This window comes from Clostridium merdae, from assembly GCF_900176635.1.
GTDB lineage: Bacteria > Bacillota > Clostridia > Oscillospirales > Acutalibacteraceae > Faecalispora > Faecalispora merdae.
The window spans coordinates 1-18,961 of the sequence record NZ_FXLN01000002.1 but is presented as its reverse complement, the minus strand read 5'-3'; the positions used below and the strand labels follow the sequence as shown (position 1 = coordinate 18,961).

Annotated in this window: 21 protein-coding genes, 3 tRNA genes and 1 rRNA gene; 19 read left to right on the top strand and 6 right to left on the bottom strand. The window is 45.5% G+C overall.

Going from position 1 to position 18,961, the window contains the following annotated elements:
- Positions 1-61: 61 nt before the first annotated feature.
- The 14 genes from mnmE (at position 62) to CAN90_RS00060 (ending at position 11,911) form a co-directional block, all read left to right on the top strand.
- On the top strand, positions 62-1,441 hold the full coding sequence (gene mnmE, locus CAN90_RS00130; protein WP_085831812.1) for a tRNA uridine-5-carboxymethylaminomethyl(34) synthesis GTPase MnmE: 1,380 nt from the start codon (positions 62-64) through the stop codon (positions 1,439-1,441).
- Positions 1,442-1,530: 89 nt separating this feature from the next.
- On the top strand, positions 1,531-3,417 hold the full coding sequence (mnmG, locus tag CAN90_RS00125; protein ID WP_085831811.1) for a tRNA uridine-5-carboxymethylaminomethyl(34) synthesis enzyme MnmG: 1,887 nt from the start codon (positions 1,531-1,533) through the stop codon (positions 3,415-3,417).
- The gene (rsmG, locus tag CAN90_RS00120; protein WP_085831810.1) at positions 3,414-4,127 is read left to right on the top strand and encodes a 16S rRNA (guanine(527)-N(7))-methyltransferase RsmG; all 714 of its coding nucleotides are present in this window, start codon (positions 3,414-3,416) and stop codon (positions 4,125-4,127) included. Before mnmG ends, rsmG begins: the two co-directional genes overlap by 4 nt.
- A 108-nt stretch (positions 4,128-4,235) precedes the next feature.
- Positions 4,236-5,060 (top strand): ParB/RepB/Spo0J family partition protein, encoded by an 825-nt coding sequence (locus CAN90_RS00115; protein WP_085831809.1) that lies wholly within the window; start codon positions 4,236-4,238, stop codon positions 5,058-5,060.
- A gap of 474 nt (positions 5,061-5,534) precedes the next feature.
- On the top strand, positions 5,535-6,317 hold the full coding sequence (locus CAN90_RS00105; protein WP_085831807.1) for a ParA family protein: 783 nt from the start codon (positions 5,535-5,537) through the stop codon (positions 6,315-6,317).
- Positions 6,314-7,177, top strand: a complete 864-nt coding sequence (locus CAN90_RS00100; RefSeq protein WP_085831806.1) for a ParB/RepB/Spo0J family partition protein — start codon at positions 6,314-6,316, stop codon at positions 7,175-7,177. The genes CAN90_RS00105 and CAN90_RS00100 overlap by 4 nt, the downstream gene beginning before the upstream one ends.
- Positions 7,178-7,221: 44 nt before the next feature.
- The gene (gene serS, locus CAN90_RS00095) at positions 7,222-8,514 is read left to right on the top strand and encodes a serine--tRNA ligase (RefSeq protein ID WP_085831805.1); all 1,293 of its coding nucleotides are present in this window, start codon (positions 7,222-7,224) and stop codon (positions 8,512-8,514) included.
- 118 nt (positions 8,515-8,632) lie between these two features.
- Positions 8,633-9,361, top strand: coding sequence for an acyl-[acyl-carrier-protein] thioesterase (locus CAN90_RS00090; protein WP_085831804.1), 729 nt, complete (start codon positions 8,633-8,635; stop codon positions 9,359-9,361).
- Positions 9,362-9,457: 96 nt separating this feature from the next.
- Positions 9,458-9,534 (top strand) — tRNA-Met (locus CAN90_RS00085).
- Positions 9,535-9,536: 2 nt separating this feature from the next.
- A tRNA-Glu gene (locus tag CAN90_RS00080) sits at positions 9,537-9,611 on the top strand.
- 43 nt (positions 9,612-9,654) lie between these two features.
- Positions 9,655-9,731: transfer RNA gene (locus tag CAN90_RS00075), tRNA-Val, on the top strand.
- Positions 9,732-10,386: 655 nt separating this feature from the next.
- Positions 10,387-10,839 carry a SufBD protein gene (locus CAN90_RS00070; protein ID WP_085831803.1) on the top strand — a complete coding sequence of 151 codons (453 nt, stop codon included), beginning with the start codon at positions 10,387-10,389 and terminating at the stop codon, positions 10,837-10,839.
- Positions 10,840-10,873: 34 nt separating this feature from the next.
- Entirely contained in the window at positions 10,874-11,320 is a 447-nt protein-coding gene (locus tag CAN90_RS00065) for a VOC family protein (RefSeq protein ID WP_085831802.1), read from the top strand.
- 33 nt (positions 11,321-11,353) lie between these two features.
- The gene (locus CAN90_RS00060) at positions 11,354-11,911 is read left to right on the top strand and encodes a DNA-3-methyladenine glycosylase I (RefSeq protein WP_085831801.1); all 558 of its coding nucleotides are present in this window, start codon (positions 11,354-11,356) and stop codon (positions 11,909-11,911) included.
- Positions 11,912-12,034: 123 nt separating this feature from the next.
- Here the strand turns inward: CAN90_RS00060 and CAN90_RS00055 are convergent, their stop codons facing one another.
- Both CAN90_RS00055 and CAN90_RS00050 read right to left on the bottom strand, forming a co-directional pair.
- Positions 12,035-12,499, bottom strand: a complete 465-nt coding sequence (locus CAN90_RS00055; RefSeq protein ID WP_085831800.1) for a DMT family transporter — start codon at positions 12,497-12,499, stop codon at positions 12,035-12,037.
- Positions 12,500-12,512: 13 nt separating this feature from the next.
- Complete coding sequence (locus CAN90_RS00050) at positions 12,513-12,935, bottom strand: DMT family transporter (protein WP_085831799.1); 423 nt, start codon at positions 12,933-12,935, stop codon at positions 12,513-12,515.
- 148 nt (positions 12,936-13,083) lie between these two features.
- Between CAN90_RS00050 and CAN90_RS00045 the strand changes: the two genes are divergently transcribed.
- From CAN90_RS00045 to CAN90_RS00040, 3 genes are all read left to right on the top strand, one after another.
- Positions 13,084-13,704, top strand: coding sequence for a cyclic nucleotide-binding domain-containing protein (locus CAN90_RS00045; RefSeq protein ID WP_242953530.1), 621 nt, complete (start codon positions 13,084-13,086; stop codon positions 13,702-13,704).
- A gap of 146 nt (positions 13,705-13,850) precedes the next feature.
- Entirely contained in the window at positions 13,851-14,006 is a 156-nt protein-coding gene (locus CAN90_RS13550; RefSeq protein ID WP_159450344.1) for a hypothetical protein, read from the top strand.
- A 145-nt stretch (positions 14,007-14,151) separates the two neighbouring features.
- Positions 14,152-14,577, top strand: coding sequence for an EamA family transporter (locus CAN90_RS00040; RefSeq protein WP_085831797.1), 426 nt, complete (start codon positions 14,152-14,154; stop codon positions 14,575-14,577).
- A 51-nt stretch (positions 14,578-14,628) separates the two neighbouring features.
- Here the strand turns inward: CAN90_RS00040 and CAN90_RS00035 are convergent, their stop codons facing one another.
- Both CAN90_RS00035 and CAN90_RS00030 read right to left on the bottom strand, forming a co-directional pair.
- On the bottom strand, positions 14,629-15,213 hold the full coding sequence (locus CAN90_RS00035; protein WP_085831796.1) for an MSCRAMM family protein: 585 nt from the start codon (positions 15,211-15,213) through the stop codon (positions 14,629-14,631).
- Positions 15,198-15,566 (bottom strand): hypothetical protein, encoded by a 369-nt coding sequence (locus CAN90_RS00030; protein WP_085831795.1) that lies wholly within the window; start codon positions 15,564-15,566, stop codon positions 15,198-15,200. The genes CAN90_RS00035 and CAN90_RS00030 overlap by 16 nt, the downstream gene beginning before the upstream one ends.
- 486 nt (positions 15,567-16,052) lie before the next feature.
- Here CAN90_RS00030 and CAN90_RS00025 point away from each other — a divergent pair, with 486 nt between their 5' ends.
- Entirely contained in the window at positions 16,053-16,586 is a 534-nt protein-coding gene (locus CAN90_RS00025; RefSeq protein WP_085831794.1) for a hypothetical protein, read from the top strand.
- A 164-nt stretch (positions 16,587-16,750) separates the two neighbouring features.
- On the opposite strand, the gene CAN90_RS00020 is transcribed toward CAN90_RS00025, so the two are convergent.
- Both CAN90_RS00020 and sleB read right to left on the bottom strand, forming a co-directional pair.
- The gene (locus tag CAN90_RS00020) at positions 16,751-17,329 is read right to left on the bottom strand and encodes a hypothetical protein (RefSeq protein WP_085831793.1); all 579 of its coding nucleotides are present in this window, start codon (positions 17,327-17,329) and stop codon (positions 16,751-16,753) included.
- 248 nt (positions 17,330-17,577) lie between these two features.
- Positions 17,578-18,339: a spore cortex-lytic enzyme gene (gene sleB, locus CAN90_RS00015; RefSeq protein ID WP_085831792.1), complete on the bottom strand. Its 762-nt coding sequence runs from the start codon at positions 18,337-18,339 to the stop codon at positions 17,578-17,580.
- Positions 18,340-18,836: 497 nt separating this feature from the next.
- Here sleB and CAN90_RS00010 point away from each other — a divergent pair.
- A 16S ribosomal RNA gene (locus CAN90_RS00010) occupies positions 18,837-18,961 on the top strand; the annotation flags it as partial.

The following is an 18,961-nucleotide window of genomic DNA, read 5'->3' as shown; positions in this document are numbered from 1 at the left end:
AGAACGATAGAAAAGCGGTTCGTAAAACGAGCCGCTTTTTGTGGCACAAAAGGAGAGAATCATGGAACAAAGAACTTCCGCTATTGCGGCAATTTCAACGGCACAAGCACCCGGCGGAATTGGTGTTATTCGAATATCTGGTACAGGTGCAAGGCAAATTGCAGGCCGGGTATTTGTCTCAGCCAGAGGGCAGAAAATAGAAGAACTGCCGGGTTACACGGCACTGTATGGCTGGGTATATGGCGGGGAAGAGAAAGAGCGAATTGATGAAGCGGTGGCTACCGTATTCGTTGCCCCCCATAGCTATACCGGTGAGGATGTTGTGGAGCTTTCTTGCCATGGTGGTTTGTACCTTTTGCGCCGCGTGCTGGACGCCGTTTTGGCGGCCGGGGCAACTCCCGCCGGTCCCGGTGAGTTTACCCGCCGCGCGTTTTTAAATGGAAAGATGGATTTAACGCAGGCTGAATCGGTCATGCAGCTGATTGGTGCACAGGGCGGGCAAGCGCTTCGTACGGCTCGTGCAGGCCGGGAGGGGGCTCTCTATCGCCGGATTCATGCGAGCCGTGAAAAGCTGCTTACCATTGCAGCCCACCTCTCTGCTTGGGCAGACTACCCGGAGGACGATATTCCGCAGCTAGATGAAGAATCCTTGCTTCAGTCTCTTCGAGAGGTGGAGACCGATTTGGCAAGGCTACTGAGTCAATTCGACGCCGGCAGGGTTCTGCGTGAGGGTGTGGATACCGTAATCGTTGGCAGGCCAAACGTGGGAAAATCTACTTTGATGAATTTGCTGGCGGGCTGTGAGCGTTCCATTGTAACGGAATATGCCGGTACAACTCGCGATATTGTGGAGGAAACAGTTCTGCTTGGCGGTGTACCTCTGCGCCTTGCTGATACCGCGGGCTTGCGCGAGACTGAAGACCCGGTGGAGAGCATTGGGGTGGATCGCGCGAAGAATCGACTGAACACGGCACAGCTTGTGCTAGCGGTATTTGATTCTTCTTCGCCCCTCACAGAGCAGGATCATGAGCTGATTACCCGCTTAGCTGGTATGCCCGCAGTCGCAATCATTAATAAGAGTGATTTGGAATCGAAAATTGACAATGAGTATATAAATCAATTATTTCAACAATATGTATATATTTCTGCGAAAAGCGGAGATGGGCTTACTGAGTTACAGCAAGCAGTAGAAACGATTCTTCACACGGCAGATTTAAACCCCTCTGAGGGAATTTTGTATACGGAACGACAACGCGATACCGCGCGCCGTGCTAAAGAAGAATTGGACGAGGCCATACGAGCCTTAGCTGGGGGAATGACACTCGATGCGGTTACGGTATCCGTAGAAGGTGCGGTTTCCGCATTGCTAGAGCTTACCGGAGAACGCGCGACCAACGAGATAGTAGAAACGGTTTTTGCCCATTTTTGTGTTGGAAAATAATTGGCTTTCTAATAAGTATTGAGAAAGAGCCAGTGGGGAAATAATTCGGAAACCGCCATACGGCGGAAAGGAATCAGGTGCAAAAGACGATGTATCAGGCAGATCAATATGATGTACTAGTAATTGGTGCCGGCCATGCCGGAATTGAGGCAGCCTTGGCGGCAGCACGGCTTGGTTGCCGTACCGTAATCTTTACCATTAATCTGGACGCAGTAGGCAACTGCCCTTGTAATCCGTCTATTGGTGGTACGGCAAAGGGTCACCTCGTTCGCGAAATTGATGCTCTTGGCGGCGAGATGGGGAAGACGGCAGATGCGTGTACCCTACAAAGCCGGATGCTGAATTTGGGAAAAGGCCCAGCGGTTCACTCTTTGCGTGCGCAGATTGACCGCCGGGAGTACTCCAAGATTATGAAGCATAAGCTCGAGCTGGAACCGAACCTTCAGCTCAAGCAGGGTGAGATTATCGATTTGTTCCGCAATGAAGATGGTACTTGGCAGGCGGTTACGCGAATGGGTGCAGGGTTTACTGCAAAATGCGTGGTGCTTGCTACCGGAACCTATTTGAGTGGTAAAATCTATGTAGGCGATGTTTCGTATGAAAGTGGACCGGACGGATTGTTCCCGGCGGCCTTTTTATCGGAGCCGCTTCGTAAGCTTGGTGTGAGTCTGCGCCGCTTTAAAACAGGTACTCCTGCTCGTGTGCTGCGCTCCAGCGTGGATTTTACAGACTTAGAGGTACAACAGGGAGACGAGCCGGTGGTTCCGTTTTCTTACGATACGGTTGAACTGCCCAAAAATAGGGCAGTGTGCCATATGGCTTGGTCAAACGATGAAACAAAGGAAATTATTCTCAAGAATATACATCGCTCACCGCTCTATGCAGGCAAAATTGAAGGGGTTGGCCCGCGCTATTGCCCCAGCTTCGAAGATAAAATTATGCGATTCACCGATAAAAAGCGCCACCAGCTCTTTATTGAGCCTTGCGGTCTTGATACGGAGGAACTGTACTTGCAGGGAATGTCCTCATCCTTACCGGAGGAGGTTCAGCTTGCGTTTTACCGTACCATCAAGGGGTTAGAGAATGTAGAAATCATGCGATGTGCGTATGCCATTGAATACGATTGTGTAGACCCTCTCCAGCTCGACCCAACGCTTGAATTTCAGGATTTAGCTGGTCTATATGGTGCGGGTCAGTTTAATGGCAGCTCCGGTTATGAGGAAGCCGCCGCACAAGGCCTTTTAGCGGGTATTAATGCGGCACGTAGAGCGCAGGGAAAAGAACAGATTATACTGGATCGCGCCGGTTCGTATATTGGAACACTCGTAGACGACCTTGTGACTAAGGGCGTAAGCGACCCCTACCGCATGATGACTTCACGCTCAGAATATCGCCTTGTTTTGCGGCAAGACAATGCAGATGAGCGTATGACTCCGCTTGGGCATGAGCTTGGCCTGGTTAGGGAAGAACGCTATGCTCGCTACCAAGAAAAGCAGGCGCTCAAAGAGCAGGAGAAAAAACGTACCATGCAAACCGTATTTTCTCCAACGGAAGTGCTGAACCAAATACTTGTTTCACGTGGAACAACCCCAGTTACTACAGGAGTACATTTGATTGATTTACTGCGCAGGCCAGAACTCAATTATGAGGTGCTGTCACCTATAGATACAGAGAGACCAGAGCTACCAGCTTCAGTATTCGAAAATGTAGAGATTGAAATTAAGTATGAGGGCTACATTCGCCGCCAAAAGGCAGACATTGCTGAGATGCGGCGTTTGGAACAGCGTCTATTACCGAAAAAGCTTGATTATACAGCAGTTACCGGTCTTCGCTTAGAGGCAAAGGAAAAGCTGCAAAAAATTCGCCCTGCGAGCATAGGCCAAGCATCTCGTATCTCCGGCGTTAGCCCGGCAGATATTTCGGTGCTGCTTATTTGGCTTGCTCGGCAGGAAGAAAAGGAGGACGCTGCTCTGTGAGTAATATAGAACAGCATATCATAGAGCTGGCTGGGGCGAATGGACTTCCCCTTAGCCCTCAACAAGCTGCGGCCTTTCAGCGCTATATGGAGCTGCTGCTGGAATGGAACCAAAAGATGAATCTTACCGCCATTATAGAGCCGCAGCAGGTGGTAGAGAAACATTTTTTAGATAGCCTTCTATTGCTAAAAGCAGTCGAGATTCCCCAGAATGCAAAGGTAATTGATGTTGGAACCGGTGCGGGCTTCCCGGGAATACCTCTGCTGATTTACCGGCCAGACATTTGCTTAACGTTATTAGACAGCTTACAGAAGAGATTAAACTTCCTGCAAGCCGTGTGCGATGCTTTGGGCCTTTCTGCCGAATTGATTCATGCAAGAGCAGAGGAGGGCAGTCGCCAGCCAAAGCTGCGGGAGAATTACGACCTAGCATGCGCGCGCGCTGTGGCTGCTCTCCCGGTGTTGTGTGAGTACTGCCTGCCGTTTGTGCGGCAGGGTGGTGCTTTTGCGGCAATGAAGGGGCCCGGCGCAGCGGAAGAACTGAACGCCGGAGCGAAGGCTATTCAACTATTGGGCGCTCGAGCGGAGAAAAGCAAGGCCTTTACCTTGCCGGATGGCAGCGAGCGAAATATTATTATCTGCCGTAAAACGTCGGCTACGTCCGACAAATATCCGCGTCACGGCTCAAAAATTGCGAAAACTCCCCTTTAAAAGCCATAAAATAAGCCAAAATATTATTTAGACAAGTCATAATTCAACAGAACATGTGCCGCCCTCTATGCTATTCTGGAAAAAACAGACAAGCAGGGGGGCGGCGCTTTGTTATTCTTTCAAGAAAAGAAGCGGGTCAATGAGATTCCGCTGAATCAGATTCGGCCTAATCCATCTCAGCCGCGCCGCATATTTGCGCCGCGAGAGCTGCAGGAGCTGTCAGATAGTATTCGGTCCAATGGCTTGCTGCAACCTTTAACCGTAAGAAGAGTACCGGGTGGGTACGAGCTAATTGCGGGGGAACGGCGAATGCGTGCCTGTTTTATGGCGGGTATGAGCAGTGCACCTTGTATTTTGGTAAACTGCGATGAACAACAGTCTGCCGTGTATGCAATCCTCGAGAATCTGCAAAGACAGGATCTGCAGATCTTTGAAGAGGCAGAGGGGATACGGCGGTTAATCGATGAGTGGGGCGTAACCCAAGAGGAAGCGGCAGCCCGGTTAGGCAAAAGCCAATCTGCAATAGCGAACAAGCTTCGCCTGCTTCGTCTTTCAGAGAGTGAGCGAACCATGATTTCTCACGCAGAGTTAACGGAACGCCATGCGCGTGCATTGCTGCGTATTGAGAATTCGGAGCTTCGCTTGCGTATATTACATAAAATAATTAATGATAGCTTAAACGTGCGGCAAACAGAGGATTTGATTGCAGAAGAACTGGAAAAATCGATGCAGCCGCAGGTAGTAAAAAATAAACGTACTTTTGTAATAAAAGACGTTCGATTATTTTTAAATACGATACGTCATGCAGTAGACACCATGCGGCAATCCGGAATTGACGCAGTGGCGCAGAACCACGAAACGGAGGAATATATTGAATATGTGGTTCGAATTCCCAAGGAACAGGCGGTAGCGAATAAAAAAAGACCAGCCTAACTCAAATTACTTACAAGGAATTTCCCCATTCCCTTATTTATTTTCCACAGTAAAAGAGCGGAGCATAAGCTCCGCTCTTTTACTGTTCATTATCCATAGCGCAAAATAAAAAATAGTAAAAGCATGAAGAAGGCACAAAACGCCATGTGGAAAACACAATGCCACGCCAAAAAGTTTTCCACAGTTGAAGACACCGGGAAAAACAGATAAGCGCATTCACCAGTTATCCACAGGTGTTCCGAAAGGCTGTTTAAAATTACTTTCTACCAAAACAGGGCTACCATTGTCCGTTGTTCCACGTGAAACAAGCACTTTTTGCCCAAATGCCCTTTATCTTATAATCGAAGAGTGTTATAATGAGTAACAGTACAGCCAATAGGGCTGAGAATCAGGTCTCAGCGATTTATTTACCGGTGAATCTGCTGTGATACATACTGATTTTATAAAAAGTAAGAGAAGCGGGGAACATAGGACATGGGCAAAATCATTGCGATTGCAAACCAAAAAGGCGGTGTAGGCAAAACGACTACCGCCGTTAATTTGGCGGCTTCTCTTGGGAGTTTGGGTAAAAAAACACTCCTTATCGACATTGACCCCCAGGGTAATTCCTCAAGTGGGGTAGGGGTAGACCGTCGCAAGCTGAAAAGCACCGTATATGAGATTCTGTTGGATGAGGCAAAGGCGAGTGATGTGCGAATTCATACTGGGTTCCAAAATTTGGATTTAATTCCCTCTAGTATGGATTTAGCCGCCGCAGAGCTTGAGCTCGTTAGCCTGAAAAATCGGGAAGCGATTCTTCGCTGCGCTATTCTACCGTTGCGCTCAGAATACGATTACATTATTCTGGACTGCCCCCCCTCCTTGGGAATCATCACAACCAATGCACTGTGCCTCGCAGATACACTTTTGGTTCCGGTGCAATGCGAATATTACGCATTAGAGGGGCTTTCACAGCTTATGAACTCGGTAAGGCGCGTGAAACGGCAGTATAACGACCAGCTCGATATTGAAGGGGTATTGCTTACCATGTACGATGGCCGCCTGAACCTAACCCAGCAGGTGGTGGATGAGGTAAAGCGGTATTTCCCACGTAAGGTGTTTGCTACGGTTGTACCGCGTACGGTAAGGCTTTCGGAAGCACCTAGCTTCGGGAAGCCGGTGTTGTATTTTGACCGTGCTTCCAAGGGTTCTACTGCCTACGAAGCGTTGGCAATGGAAATTATTCAGAATAATCAGGGAGAGGGGCGTACGGAATGAAAAAGAGAGGCGGTCTTGGAAAGGGCCTAGACGCCATCTTTGCAGAAAATGATACGGAGAATCAAAATGCCTCCATCACGCTACCTCTGCGAGAGATAGAGCCGAACCGTGGTCAGCCCAGAAAGCAATTTGATGAAGGTGCTTTGGCAGAGCTGGCTGACTCCATTACACAGCATGGTATTTTACAACCACTATTAGTAAGACCGCTTGTCAGCGGTGGTTACCAAATTGTAGCGGGTGAGCGCCGTTGGCGAGCCGCCAGAATGGCCGGGCTTACGGAAGTACCAGCTGTAATACGTGAAATGACGGATCGTCAGGTAATGCAGCTTGCGCTGATTGAAAATCTGCAACGAGAAGACTTAACTGCTATGGAAGAAGCACAGGGCTATCAAGCCCTCATGGAGACATATGAGCTAACGCAAGAGGAGATCGCAAAAATAGTAGGCAAATCAAGGCCTGCGGTTGCAAATGTGCTGCGTTTACTGAATCTGCCAGAATCCATACGGGAACTGGTGGGCACCGGAAAGCTGTCTGCCGGGCATGCCAGAACGCTGCTGCCCATTGAATCAGAGCAGGACATGCTCGAAATGGCACAGCTTACGGTAAAGCATGGTATTTCTGTGCGAGAACTGGAAAAAATGGTAAAGAAGTTCCTATTGCATGAGCCTAGTGCAGAGTCGGCATCACCCAAGGGAAAGAAGCCGCATTACTTTGAAGAGGTAGAGCTAGCGCTTAATACACACTTAGGCCGCAAGGTAAAGGTGGATGGCGGTAAGAACAAAGGAATGCTGCAAATAGAATTTTATGGTGAAGAGGATTTAGCGAATCTGGTCAACAGCCTGCGCTTTCATACAGACTGAACTAGAAAAGGGTCCCAGCACTAAAATAAAGGAGTAGAACGTACATGTTAGATATTAAAGTCATTCGAGAGAACCCCGAACGAGTGAAAGCGGCGATGAAAAGCAGAAACATGGATGCCGACCAGATTATCGAATCCATCCTGCAAATTGATGTGGACCGCCGCCGTGTAACCGGTGAAACAGAAAGCCTGAAGGCTCAGCAAAATGCGGATACAAAGCAAATTCCCATTCTGAAAAAAGAGGGGAAAGATACAACCGAGCTGATGGCTCAGCTCAAACAGCTTTCCGACCAAATTAAAGGGTTGGATGGCGAGCTTGGACTGCTGGAAGAAAAACAGCGTGACTTGCTTCTCACTCTGCCAAATATCCCTTGTGCAGATGTTCCTTTGGGTAAGGATGATTCTGAGAACAAAGAGCTGCGCTGCTGGAGCGAACCGACTAAGTTCTCTTTTGAACCCAAGCCCCATTGGGATCTGGGAAAAGAGCTTGGAATATTAGACCCCGAAACAGCGGCAAAGGTAACCGGAGCTCGTTTCCATTTTTATAAAGGCCTGGGTGCCCGTTTGGAGCGTGCGATTATCAACTTCTTCCTAAATACACATTCGGAGGGCGGTTATACCGAGGTATTCCCTCCGTTCATGGTAAACCGGGAATCGATGACCGGTACCGGGCAATTGCCCAAGTTCGAAGTGGATGCGTACAAGGTAATCAATAAAGACACCGCTGAGAACTACTTCCTTATCCCCACTGCAGAGGTGCCGGTAACCAATATGCACCGAAGCGAGATTTTGGAGGGCGCGAGCCTGCCAATTAAATACTGCGCATATTCTGCTTGCTTCCGTGCGGAGGCTGGTTCTGCAGGGCGCGATACCCGCGGCCTTATCCGCCAGCACCAGTTTAATAAGGTTGAGCTTGTTAAATTTGCAGACCCTGCAACCTCTTATCAGGAGCTGGAATCTCTGACAAATGATGCAGAGCGTGTATTGCAGCTTTTGGGCTTGCCGTACCGTGTTGTTTGCCTTGCTACGGGTGACCTTGGTTTCTCTTCGGCAAAAACCTACGACATTGAGGTCTGGATGCCTTCTTACAATCGCTATGTTGAAATTTCCTCTTGCTCAAATTTTGAGGATTTTCAGGCACGCCGTGCGCAAATCCGCTTTAAAGCAACTCCTCGTGATAAGGCTCAGCTTGTGCATACTCTCAATGGCTCCGGTGTTGCGGTTGGCCGTACCGTTGCTGCTATTTTGGAGAATTACCAGAATGAAGACGGCAGCGTTACCATTCCGGAGGTTTTGCGCCCGTTTATGGGTGTAGATGTAATTAAATGCCCGGAATAAACAAATTTGGTTCAGAATGAATTCGAACCCCGCTAAGAACCTGATAAGCGGGCGGAAGTTTCACGTGTCATCCGCCTCGGAATTGTCCGGGGCGGTTCTTTTAAAAGGAGCGTAGAGAATGGGACTCAATGCGAAACTCAGTGAATACACACAACAGGTACAGCTTAAAACATACGATATGGATGCAAACGTGACCCTGCGACCATCTGCACTGCTGCGCTATTGCCAAGAGGCTTGTGAGCTTCATTTGGCGTGCTATGATCTTACTCATGAAAAAATGTCAAAAGATGGCATCGTGTTTGTGTTTACCCGTTCTGGTGGAATCATTCACCGCTGGCCTAGCCAGCATGACCCGGTAACAATTGTTACGCGTGCATGCGGAGTGGTAGGGGTACAGTTTTATCGCAGCTTTGATTTTTATTGTGGCGAAGAACATTTGGCAGAAATCTTGCAGGCTTCCGTTGTGGTAAGCACACAAGAGCATAAGCTTCTGCGCCCTAGGGCTTTTCTGGATTACGGTGTAGGTGCCGGCGAAAACGGTGGGAAGCGGCTTGACCGCCTTAGCCTGCCTAAAGATATGCCAGTTGTTGGTGAACGTGAAATACGCTACTCCGATTTAGACTATAACGGCCATGTCAATAACTCGGTGTATAGCGATATTTTTTGCGACTTTGTTCCCGGCGGAATGCACGGGCGTACCTTGCGTGAATTTCAGATCCATTATGCAATGGAAAGCCTTGAGGGAGAAGTACTGCAAATACAGCGGCAAGAAAAAGATGGCTATATCTTCATGCGAGGGGTAAATCCACGCGGAATAAGCTTTGAATACCAAGGAAAAGTCGAATAATAAAAAAAGAAAAAATATTTTTTGATTTTTTGTATTGACAAGAGGGACAAGTATATAATATAATGAATATCGCTCCGCTTTGTGCGTTGTTCATATGGCGGCATAGCTCAGTTGGCTAGAGCATTCGGTTCATACCCGAAGTGTCGATGGTTCAAGTCCATTTGCCGCTACCAGCGGCCCGGTCGTCAAGTGGTTAAGACACCGCCCTTTCACGGCGGGTTCACGGGTTCGAATCCCGTCCGGGTCACCACACAAAAACATTCCCCCGAATCATTCGGGGGAATCGTTTATTTGGACGCATAGCTCAGCTGGTTAGAGCGTTCGCCTCACACGCGAGAGGTCGAGGGTTCGAGTCCCCCTGCGTCCACCAAGAAAAAGAATTCAGCCTAGTTGCTGGGTTCTTTTCTTTTTTGTATTACACAAAGCAGGACTCGAACCCGAAAGGGTCTGAGCGTATGGAAAACATGCCGGTGGCATGTTTTTAGCGAAGAGCGGTGCAGCGGCTGTGCCGCAAGCCGGGAGGCGTCAATAGACGCCGTTAAGTCCCCCTGCGTCCACCAAGAAAAAGAATTCAGCCTAGTTGCTGGGTTCTTTTTCTTTTTGTATTACACAAAGAAGGACTCGAATCCGAAAGGGTCTGAGCGTATGGAAAACATGTCGGTGGCATGTTTTTAGCGAAGAGCGGTGCAGCGGCTGTGCCGCAAGCCGGGAGGCGTCAATAGACGCCGTTAAGTCCCCCTGTGTCTACCATCAATAAAAAGTCATGCAAGAGAATTATTCTCTTGCATGACTTTTTATTTTATCTATGTTAGAATGAGTCAAATTACAGATTGTTTATTCTTTAGCTATGCTATAATCCAAATGAAGTATTAAAAGAGGATGCCAATATTTTGATGCGGCTTGCAACCTGCAAATTCAGTTCACTCATGACAGATTTAGATTGATAAATGTGGAAACAGATGGTGCCTGTTTCTATAATACTACATCATAAAGCAAATAATAGAGACGGAGAAAGGGTTGATTATATGGCAAACATTTCGGAACTTGTAAATGGTCTAAAAAACAGCAACCATAAAGAAGCTTATCGATGCTTAAAGCAGTTAGAGAATGAAAGCAGCCTATCTTCCGAAGTGTATCCTTTCTTTAATGTCTTTGCGGAGCTGCTGAGTAGTCCAAACTCCTATTTACGTACAAGAGGAATTGTTTTAATTGCCGTCAATGCAAAATGGGATACAGACAATAAGATTGATGAAATAATTGATTCCTATTTAAAGCATATTGCAGATGAAAAACCAATTACAGCCCGGCAGTGTATTCAGGCATTACCAACCATCGCAATATATAAACCGGAATTAAAAGAAGATATTAAAAATGCGTTGCTGCGTGCCAATCCAGGAAGATATGCGGAGAGCATGCAACCGCCTGTGCAAAAGGATATTCAAAAGGCGTTAATTCAAATAGACAATTTAAACCATTAAAATAAAGCCGTAAATAAAAAGGAGCGGAACAACGATGAATCGGATTAATTTAATCTGCCTTGGCATAAGGGATATGGAAAAATCGTTAGCATTTTACAAAAAAATAGGCTTTCATACCTTTGAGAAGGAGAACAATCCTCCCATTGTGTTTTTTGATACCGAGGGGAGCAAGCTCGAACTATACCCAATTGATAAGCTTGCGGAAGATATCAATGAGCAAAACCCTCCCAAGCTCTCCGCCGGTGGCTTTTGCGGAATCACTCTTGCTTGCAATTTTAAAACAGAAGAAGAGGTCGACGCTTTTCTGGAATTGGTGGAGAGCAGCGGCGGCATCATCGCGAAAAAAGCGGAGCGAGTGTTTTGGGGCGGATACAGCGGTTATTTTCAAGACCCTGACGGTTACTATTGGGAGGCAGCATATGGCCCTCAATGGGAGTTTGACGAAAACAATATGCTCGTCATCAAAGAAGAGGAGCAATAAGGCCTTATTTATAGAAAGGAAAAGATAGCCTCGATGAAACGATGTGATTGGGCGGAGCATAACCGTCTGGAGCAGGAGTATCACGATACAGAGTGGGGCATACCGGTTCATGATGACCAAAAGCTGTTTGAGATGCTCATCTTAGAAGGCAAACAGGCCGGGTTGAGCTGGGCAACTATTTTATTAAAGAGAGAAACATTGCGTGAGGCTTTCGATGGCTTTGACCCCGCTGTTTTAGTAACCTATGATGATCAAAAAATGGAAGAGTTATTACAGAACAAAGGAATCATTCGAAGCAAGCTGAAAATTAAAGCGGTAGTAAATAACGCAAAGGCTTACTACACACTGTGCGAGAAGCATGGCTCTTTGGATCATTTTTTATGGTCCTTTGTGGGTTTTCAGCCTATTGTAAACCATTGGAACCAATTAAGCGAGGTGCCGGCAAGCTCCGCAATTTCAGATTCTATTAGTAAGGAGCTGAAAAAGCTCGGCTTTCAATTTGTAGGTACCACAACCGTTTATGCGTTTATGCAGGCCGTTGGGATGGTTAATGACCACGTAACCTATTGCAACTTTTATAACCGAAAATAAAGGAAGGAAGCACGAAGCGTGCTTCCTTCCTTTATTAATGTAGCATTCATTCATTAAAGAGCGAAACTTTAATTTAATTTATTCTGAAAATCCTCCCGTAGCATAGGGGGAAGTCCTTTGTGGTTATTCCGTTTCTTCTTTGGGGATTTTCTCCTCTTTGCTGGTAGCCATTTGGTCAATAAAAATTCCGGCGATTACAATAATAAGCCCAAGGAGCTTGAGCGGGACAACCTTCCCGGCAAGAATCGCATCTATAATAAATCCGGTTCCAAGCTGTCCGGCCAGCAAAATTATGGTGGAGTAAGAAATACGCACCTTTTCCATCGCAATTACCGTTAACACCATCGCCACCAGACCGAAAACGCCGCCCAGCAAGTAAATGGGAGGGACGGAAGCCCAGTGCGAAAAATTGGAAAGGTGGGTGTCCCCCATACAAAGAACAATAATCAGTGAAACGACGGAGGCTTCGATATAATTAATCAGAGTACCGTTTACCGTACCCAAAGATTTTTTTGCCTCTAAATTCATCATCTTACTTACAACGGCGATAAACCCGTTTACTGCGGCAAGTATTACAAAGAATAACATTCATCTACCCCCTTTAAGAGAAAATCATAAGCAGCAGGCCGGTCAAAATAACCGCAAAGGCCGGAATGCGCCGCAGACTAAATTTGTTTATGGGTACGTTAAACCACCCAAAGTGATCAACGACCGCCGAACTGATAAGCTGTGCGGTAATGGAGAGCACCATGGTTAGAGCCGCTCCAATGTAAGTGGTACTCAGGCTGGTGGTAACAATCATTGCTACTCCTAAAAAGCCAACCAGGTAAACATAGCGCGGTGCACCCGTTAAAGTGATTTTTTGCTTTTGAATAAAGATAGCTGACAATACTAGCAATACCGCTCCAATCATGTGAACCAAAAAGCTGACCTCAAATAAATTAAAATGGGTAGCCAGCATTCCATTCAGGCTTACCATCAGCCCCAAACAGATTCCGCTTACCAATAAAAGGAAAAAGTTCATGCAAACGCCCCTCTGCGCTTTTATTTATGGTATTATTATTGCATAGAGTTCGCAAGAGCAGTTATGACAAATGTCATAAAAGGAGGAATTCTCTATTAAGTATCTGGAGCTTTCTCAAAAGCCGGATTTGTTGCAGCAAATAAACCGAGTGCAGTCTAGTTTATCAACGGAAGCATTTGATTGCTTTAAACTATGTAGATACGACACAGGTGAGTTGTTGTACCAAGAGGGCAGGCAGGCGGGCAGCCTACAAATAATGCTTGCAGGCAGCTGCAAGGTATTTAAAACGCTCGAAAATGGACGCAACGTGCTTCTGTGCATTTATGAGGATATTGAAGTAATGGGGGAGTTTGAGCTGTTTGGCGACCCACTCGCAAAAACAAATGTACAAGCCTTAAAAGAAACCTATTGCCTTTCTGCACTGGTACAAGAACACAGGGAGCGGCTTTTGTCAGACAATTCTTTTTTACAATTTGTTTGTCGTGAAACCTGTGCCAAAACAGACCGAAATAACTCAACCATTGCCATTAATCTATTGTACCCACTGGAGCAGCGGCTGGCAGGGTATATACTGGTTATGCAGAAGAATGGAGTATTCTCTGCCAATTATACACTGTTAGCAGAAAGTCTTGGTTGCAGCTTGCGGCATTTGCTTCGTGTTTTCCGTTCTTTGTGTGATAAGAAATTACTGCAAAAAACAAAGGCGGGGTATCTCATTACCGATGCTCACTCTTTAAGTAAGATTGCTGGGAATGTATACCGACAATAATAGAGAGATAAAATATAGATAAAGAGAACAAATCGTTTGCTTTGAAAAAATAGAGCAGTTTGATTTGTGGTTCGCCTGTAAACTTTACAAAAAAAGAGTTTAATGTTATGATAAAAAAATCATATAAAGAAAGGAATTGACATGAAATGGAAGTGATTGGTAGCGCAGATGGCCCAACTTCTATTATTGTGTCGCAACAGGTTTCTGGTATGAGTATGGTTGGTATTTTCGCCATTGCCGCAATAGTGGTGGTTATTATTGGCGTAGTAGCCTGGGCGTTTACAAGAAACGGCAAAGAATAATTAAAAAGCATTTCACAAATGGTAAAGAATATTTTCTTAACTTTACTCTTTTGCGTGTAAATGGAAATACATTTGCCGGTTTAACAGTTGTAGCACACTGTCGCAAACAAGGGAAACCCTTGTTTGCGATTTTTTTGGAGGTATTATGTGGAATTATATTTGGCCCATTCTTATGGTGGTAGGGGCAAACAGCTTGTACCACTTGTGTGCAAAGTCTACTCCGAGTGATGTTGCGCCGCTTGCATCTCTTATGGTTACTTATGTTACAGCCGCAATTTCATCTTTGGTTTTGTATTTAGTCATGGGGGAGAACAAAAACCTTTTGCAAGAGGTACATAAGGTGAACTGGACAAGCTTTACCCTAGGTTTTGCCATCGTATTTTTAGAGCTTGGTTATTTATTTGTGTACCGTGCAGGCTGGAAGGTTGGCGTAGGCTCTTTGGTAGCAAATGTCGCGCTTGCCTGTGTACTGCTGATAATCGGCTATGTTCTATTTAAAGAGAGCTTTACGGCACGCCAGCTTTTGGGAATGTGCGTTTGCGTAATGGGTATTTTTCTAATTACAAAATAATGAGTACCCAAAGGGAAAGGGCTGGCAAAATGCCAGCCCTTTTTTGGCTGTTTAGTCTGTAACCAGGTACAGATCGTAGCCTGAGCCCTGTAGACCATAGCTTGTATAGTTTGTGTCGGTAAGAGTAATGTCCAATGCGCCCTGAACGGATGGGGTATTGGGAACGGCTTGTGTTGCGGTTTGATTAACAGTAACAGGCACATCATATTTTGTGGTGTTCTGTTCATACCCAGAGGGAGCAGCGACCTCTGTAACCTCGTACGTTTGAGGTGTTCCGGCAATCGACATTACATTTTGGAAGGTTAGAGTACCATCCGCAGCTGTTGGCGAAGAAACCGAAACTAGTGCCTTGCCATTACTGTCTGCCAATTTAAAGGTTGCACCAGGAAGCACATAGGCAGGGAACCCAGCAACACTTTTTGTAATGGTGATGGTTCCCGTAGCCGTTGGTGTATTGGTGCGGTCTGCTTCAACAGGGGTAGCATTGGTAATTGTAATGGTATACTCGGTAGGGTCTGAAGTATAGCCCGTTGTTGCACTGGTTTGTACATACTTATAGGTTCCGGGAGGCAATCCTGTAAAAGCGGCTAGCCCATTTTCATTTGTTTGGGCAGTGCCAATTAGTATATCCGCCATAACGTAAAGACTCCTTTTGATAAGGTGTATTCGGGGTAGTTCTTGTCCCGTAAAGTAACCAGTAAAGAACCTTCCTGCATTGTGCGGAACGGGAACGAAAGGCGGTTGCTGCAATCGGTATTCAAACATACGCCGCAGCCCTGTGCCATTGGTTGAAATGGGCTGCATTCTCCCGCCCAAATACGGTAGAGCCCGTCGTTTCTAAAGTGGAGCTGAACCAGCCCCCTGCTATTTGTTTTCCCGCTGCTTACATAGTTGCCGCAGGCATCCGCTAGATAGATGCAAGCCTCACTAAGAGGAAGCCGTTCTGTGAAGCAGTATAAATTAAGCAGACCTGCAGGTTGGCAATACATATCGTCACAGTCCTTTGTCTTATTTTGCGGAAAGATACCCCGTTTTCAGTATATGTTTTTTGTAGGACAGGTGTGAGCTATTCCGGCCAAAATACGAGCAAAAATCTTATTTTTCTTAACGGATTACCAGCGGGTATTTCTTATTGTAATAATGAGTGGAATGCGAATGTCTATTTTTGAATAGAGGAATAAAACGGAGCGGCAACCAGTGGGAAGCTGCCCGTTGCATTTTTTTATGGGATACGTTATAATAACCAAAGTTAAGCTTCTTGCCTGTTGGATTGATTTTTAGGCGAAGTGATTCCCGTTTAAAACTGGTTATTAAGCGGGGAGCGGGTACAAGCATATGAACTTGAAACACTTTAAACTGTAGTTTTTTATAAAAGCATAATCAGTGCCAATACCAATTATTTGTTGGCGTCTGAATGATTGAATTAAAATTCGTGAATTAATAATGGAAATCGGAAAAAGAGAGGTTAGTCCCCTATGAAAAAATGGATGGCAATTATGGCTGCCAGCGTAATGGCAGTTTCTTTTGCAGGGTGCGGCGCTGGCGATGTGGGCAGTGCGGAATATTTGGCCAGCAAAGCAGCGGCGTCGCAGGCAGCGGCTGAGACATCTTCTCAGGCAGGGCAGAGCCAGGCACCGGCAACGTTTGAAAACTCCATGAAGGGCCTTCAGGAGTATATGGTAGCGAAGGGCGTTGCCGCAGGCGATGCAATCCCCATGGAAGCCAGCATGATTGGTGCGAAAGAGGGAGTTCGGTATCGTGCAAGCTATGAGGGAAAAGACAATGTAACTCTTGAGCTGTATCGATTCGATTCTGCAAACCAAAATGAAGCAGCAAGCAAGGTGTTAACGGAAATAAAAGAAAAAGGCACCTTTACCATCATGGAGAAGCAGGTTCCTGCAACACTCAATGGTGATTATCTGATGGTGTATACCGATACGCAAAACGCTGAGATCCATCAAAAGCGTGCGGAAGCAGTGAAGACCATTTTTCAAAACTTTCAAAAGTAATTGAAAACAAAAACGAAAAAGCCTTTGCTCATATGAGCAAAGGCTTTTCTTAATGATATAGTGGAAAAGGAGAATAAATTACATATCCCATGTGCCGTAATAGATTCGGTTTGTTTTAGTATCGATAATTCAAAAAGGTATATTAAGAATAATATGGTTGTAGATCAATAGACCTTAATGTAGTCCCAATTGCTATTCAATGGCTCTTTATCATTATAGGAGGAATCTTTTGAAAGCGAATCATCATACTGGTGGGGATGCTCCCAAAAATCCCGTGCAGTTTCACTGCTGTAAAACACATAGCCGCCGCTTCTAAAAAAATTAGTCCATGTTGGGTAGTAAATTAAAATGTCGCTGCCGTGCTTTACATATATAAGAGTTTGGCTTTCTGCAAGTCCAAGCCAGCGGTTGTCTTGGAGTTCTGCCCAAGAGGTGTCATTCTCTTGAGACAATTTGGGCAGCAGTTGCTCCGTTACAGAGGTATACCGGCTTTCCAATACATAAAAGCGTATTTGTTCCGTAAGCCCTTGGACGGGTGATACAAATATAATAACAAGCGCATAAACAATGATTAGCAAGTCAAAGAGCGCTGATTTTCTTTTTTTCTTTACAATGTCAAAAATCAGCCATCCCAAAACGAGCAATAGGAAAAGATACTTCCAATTCTCGAATACAAAGAATAAAAGAAAGACGAGGAAGATTTTTAATATAGTTCGAATCAGAGTTTTTTGTTTTGTTGTCATATGTAATTACCTCAGCACACAATTCTATTGAATCATCCATGGTAAACAATGCTTTCTAAATAATAAATCCATATACACGATTTCAAAATGGTTTTTAATTAGAGTATTGTCAGCGTAATTATAATTCATACTTATTAGTATAGCACTTATGAATCTACGATTGTTATAAATATTTATAAAATATAAAAGAAGAGGGACTGTTTATTGCAGCCACTCTTCTTATATATAGAAAAACAGTGTGGTTTTACTTAAATCGCAAAGCGATGCTTTCCAATCACCGTAATTACTTTGCGGGAGAAAATCCACTTGCTGGTCGATTTTTCAGGGTTATAATAATAGATAGCCCCACCCGAAGGATCGGTGCCGTTAATTGCGTCGCGAGCCGCCTTATAGGCAGAGTCTGCCACCGCTGCGTTAATGCCACCGTCATTGAGGCATGAGAATGCACCCGGCTGGTAGATTACGCCTGCAAGCGTATTTGGAAATGAGGGATGCGTAATACGATTAAGAATCACAGCGCCAACCGCTACTTGACCAGAATACGGTTCTCCTCGAGATTCTGCGGAGATAACGCGTGCGAGCAAATCAATATCACTGCTGCTGTATTGGCCCTGGCCGCCACCGGAATCTTTCGAAGGCGATGATGAGGAAGCAGAGGTGATACCCATAGCCTTTAATGTTTCTGTTCCAGCAACGCCGTCTGCCGGTAGGTTGTTCTTCTTTTGGAACTTAACAACCGCCTGGCGAGTCTCTTCTCCAAAGATGCCATCGACACTTCCAGAGAAGTACCCCCAGTTTTTCAGTTTCGTTTGAATCTTCTTTACTTCGTCGCCACGTGAGCCCACTCGGGAAAGAGTTTCTACAGATGTACTTCCGCGTAGCCTAGAAACAGCTTGTTCCCCTACACCGCTTACAATTGAAATCATTAAAAGGTTCACAAGTAGTATCATCATAACGCGCCAAATGTACTTCCCAAACTCTTTATATTCTGTTTTTTGCGCATGTTTCATTGTTATCACAACCTATTCTTTCAGTCCTTTTAGAAAAGAATTCCCCTGTAGAATGGTTTTATACAGAGTAAAAGATGGCGTTACTACTCAAATGGCGAAAAAACTTCGAAATTCCCAAAGGTCGAAAAATGGCTTGAAACCTGGAAAATTTGGTCGAAAAACCAACTATTTGAAAAAAACTTGAAAAAACTTTAAAAAAAGCATTGACATTAGTTGTGTGGTTTGGTATTATAGTCAAGCGCCACAGAGAACGGCGCACGACACGGAAAGCGAAAAGCGCTGAAGAGTCGGACAGGACCTTGAAAATTAAACAACGAGAAAGACAAAAGAACCCGTAATTTTTTGAGAGAAAGCTTCTCGGAAACGAGGAGTGAGTACTTCCGGATAAGAGTTCTTAGGACTCTATAAAAACCTAAGAAACGCGAAAGCGTACTAATTGAGCAGATACAAAATGCTCTAAAATTAGATTAGATTGACTTCGGTCATTTTAATACAATATTTTAGAGAGTTTGATCCTGGCTCAGGACGAACGCTGGCGGCATGCCTAACACATGCAAGTCGAACGGAGTAAGAGAGAAGCTTGCTTAGCTCTTACTTAGTGGCGGACGGGTGAGTAACGCGT

What these genes read in the sequence shown, in the direction of transcription:
- CAN90_RS00105 (WP_085831807.1), top strand. Translation starts at nt 5,535, where the DNA reads ATGGGCAAAATCATTGCGATTGCAAACCAAAAAGGCGGTGTAGGCAAA.
- CAN90_RS00100 (WP_085831806.1), top strand. Translation starts at nt 6,314, where the DNA reads ATGAAAAAGAGAGGCGGTCTTGGAAAGGGCCTAGACGCCATCTTTGCA.
- CAN90_RS00055 (WP_085831800.1), bottom strand. Translation starts at nt 12,499, where the DNA reads ATGTTATTCTTTGTAATACTTGCCGCAGTAAACGGGTTTATCGCCGTT.
- CAN90_RS00070 (WP_085831803.1), top strand. Translation starts at nt 10,387, where the DNA reads ATGGCAAACATTTCGGAACTTGTAAATGGTCTAAAAAACAGCAACCAT.
- mnmG (WP_085831811.1), top strand. Translation starts at nt 1,531, where the DNA reads ATGTATCAGGCAGATCAATATGATGTACTAGTAATTGGTGCCGGCCAT.
- CAN90_RS00025 (WP_085831794.1), top strand. Translation starts at nt 16,053, where the DNA reads ATGAAAAAATGGATGGCAATTATGGCTGCCAGCGTAATGGCAGTTTCT.
- CAN90_RS00040 (WP_085831797.1), top strand. Translation starts at nt 14,152, where the DNA reads ATGTGGAATTATATTTGGCCCATTCTTATGGTGGTAGGGGCAAACAGC.
- CAN90_RS13550 (WP_159450344.1), top strand. Translation starts at nt 13,851, where the DNA reads ATGGAAGTGATTGGTAGCGCAGATGGCCCAACTTCTATTATTGTGTCG.
- serS (WP_085831805.1), top strand. Translation starts at nt 7,222, where the DNA reads ATGTTAGATATTAAAGTCATTCGAGAGAACCCCGAACGAGTGAAAGCG.
- mnmE (WP_085831812.1), top strand. Translation starts at nt 62, where the DNA reads ATGGAACAAAGAACTTCCGCTATTGCGGCAATTTCAACGGCACAAGCA.
- CAN90_RS00035 (WP_085831796.1), bottom strand. Translation starts at nt 15,213, where the DNA reads ATGGCGGATATACTAATTGGCACTGCCCAAACAAATGAAAATGGGCTA.
- CAN90_RS00050 (WP_085831799.1), bottom strand. Translation starts at nt 12,935, where the DNA reads ATGAACTTTTTCCTTTTATTGGTAAGCGGAATCTGTTTGGGGCTGATG.
- CAN90_RS00030 (WP_085831795.1), bottom strand. Translation starts at nt 15,566, where the DNA reads ATGTATTGCCAACCTGCAGGTCTGCTTAATTTATACTGCTTCACAGAA.
- sleB (WP_085831792.1), bottom strand. Translation starts at nt 18,339, where the DNA reads ATGAAACATGCGCAAAAAACAGAATATAAAGAGTTTGGGAAGTACATT.
- CAN90_RS00065 (WP_085831802.1), top strand. Translation starts at nt 10,874, where the DNA reads ATGAATCGGATTAATTTAATCTGCCTTGGCATAAGGGATATGGAAAAA.
- CAN90_RS00060 (WP_085831801.1), top strand. Translation starts at nt 11,354, where the DNA reads ATGAAACGATGTGATTGGGCGGAGCATAACCGTCTGGAGCAGGAGTAT.
- CAN90_RS00090 (WP_085831804.1), top strand. Translation starts at nt 8,633, where the DNA reads ATGGGACTCAATGCGAAACTCAGTGAATACACACAACAGGTACAGCTT.
- CAN90_RS00020 (WP_085831793.1), bottom strand. Translation starts at nt 17,329, where the DNA reads ATGACAACAAAACAAAAAACTCTGATTCGAACTATATTAAAAATCTTC.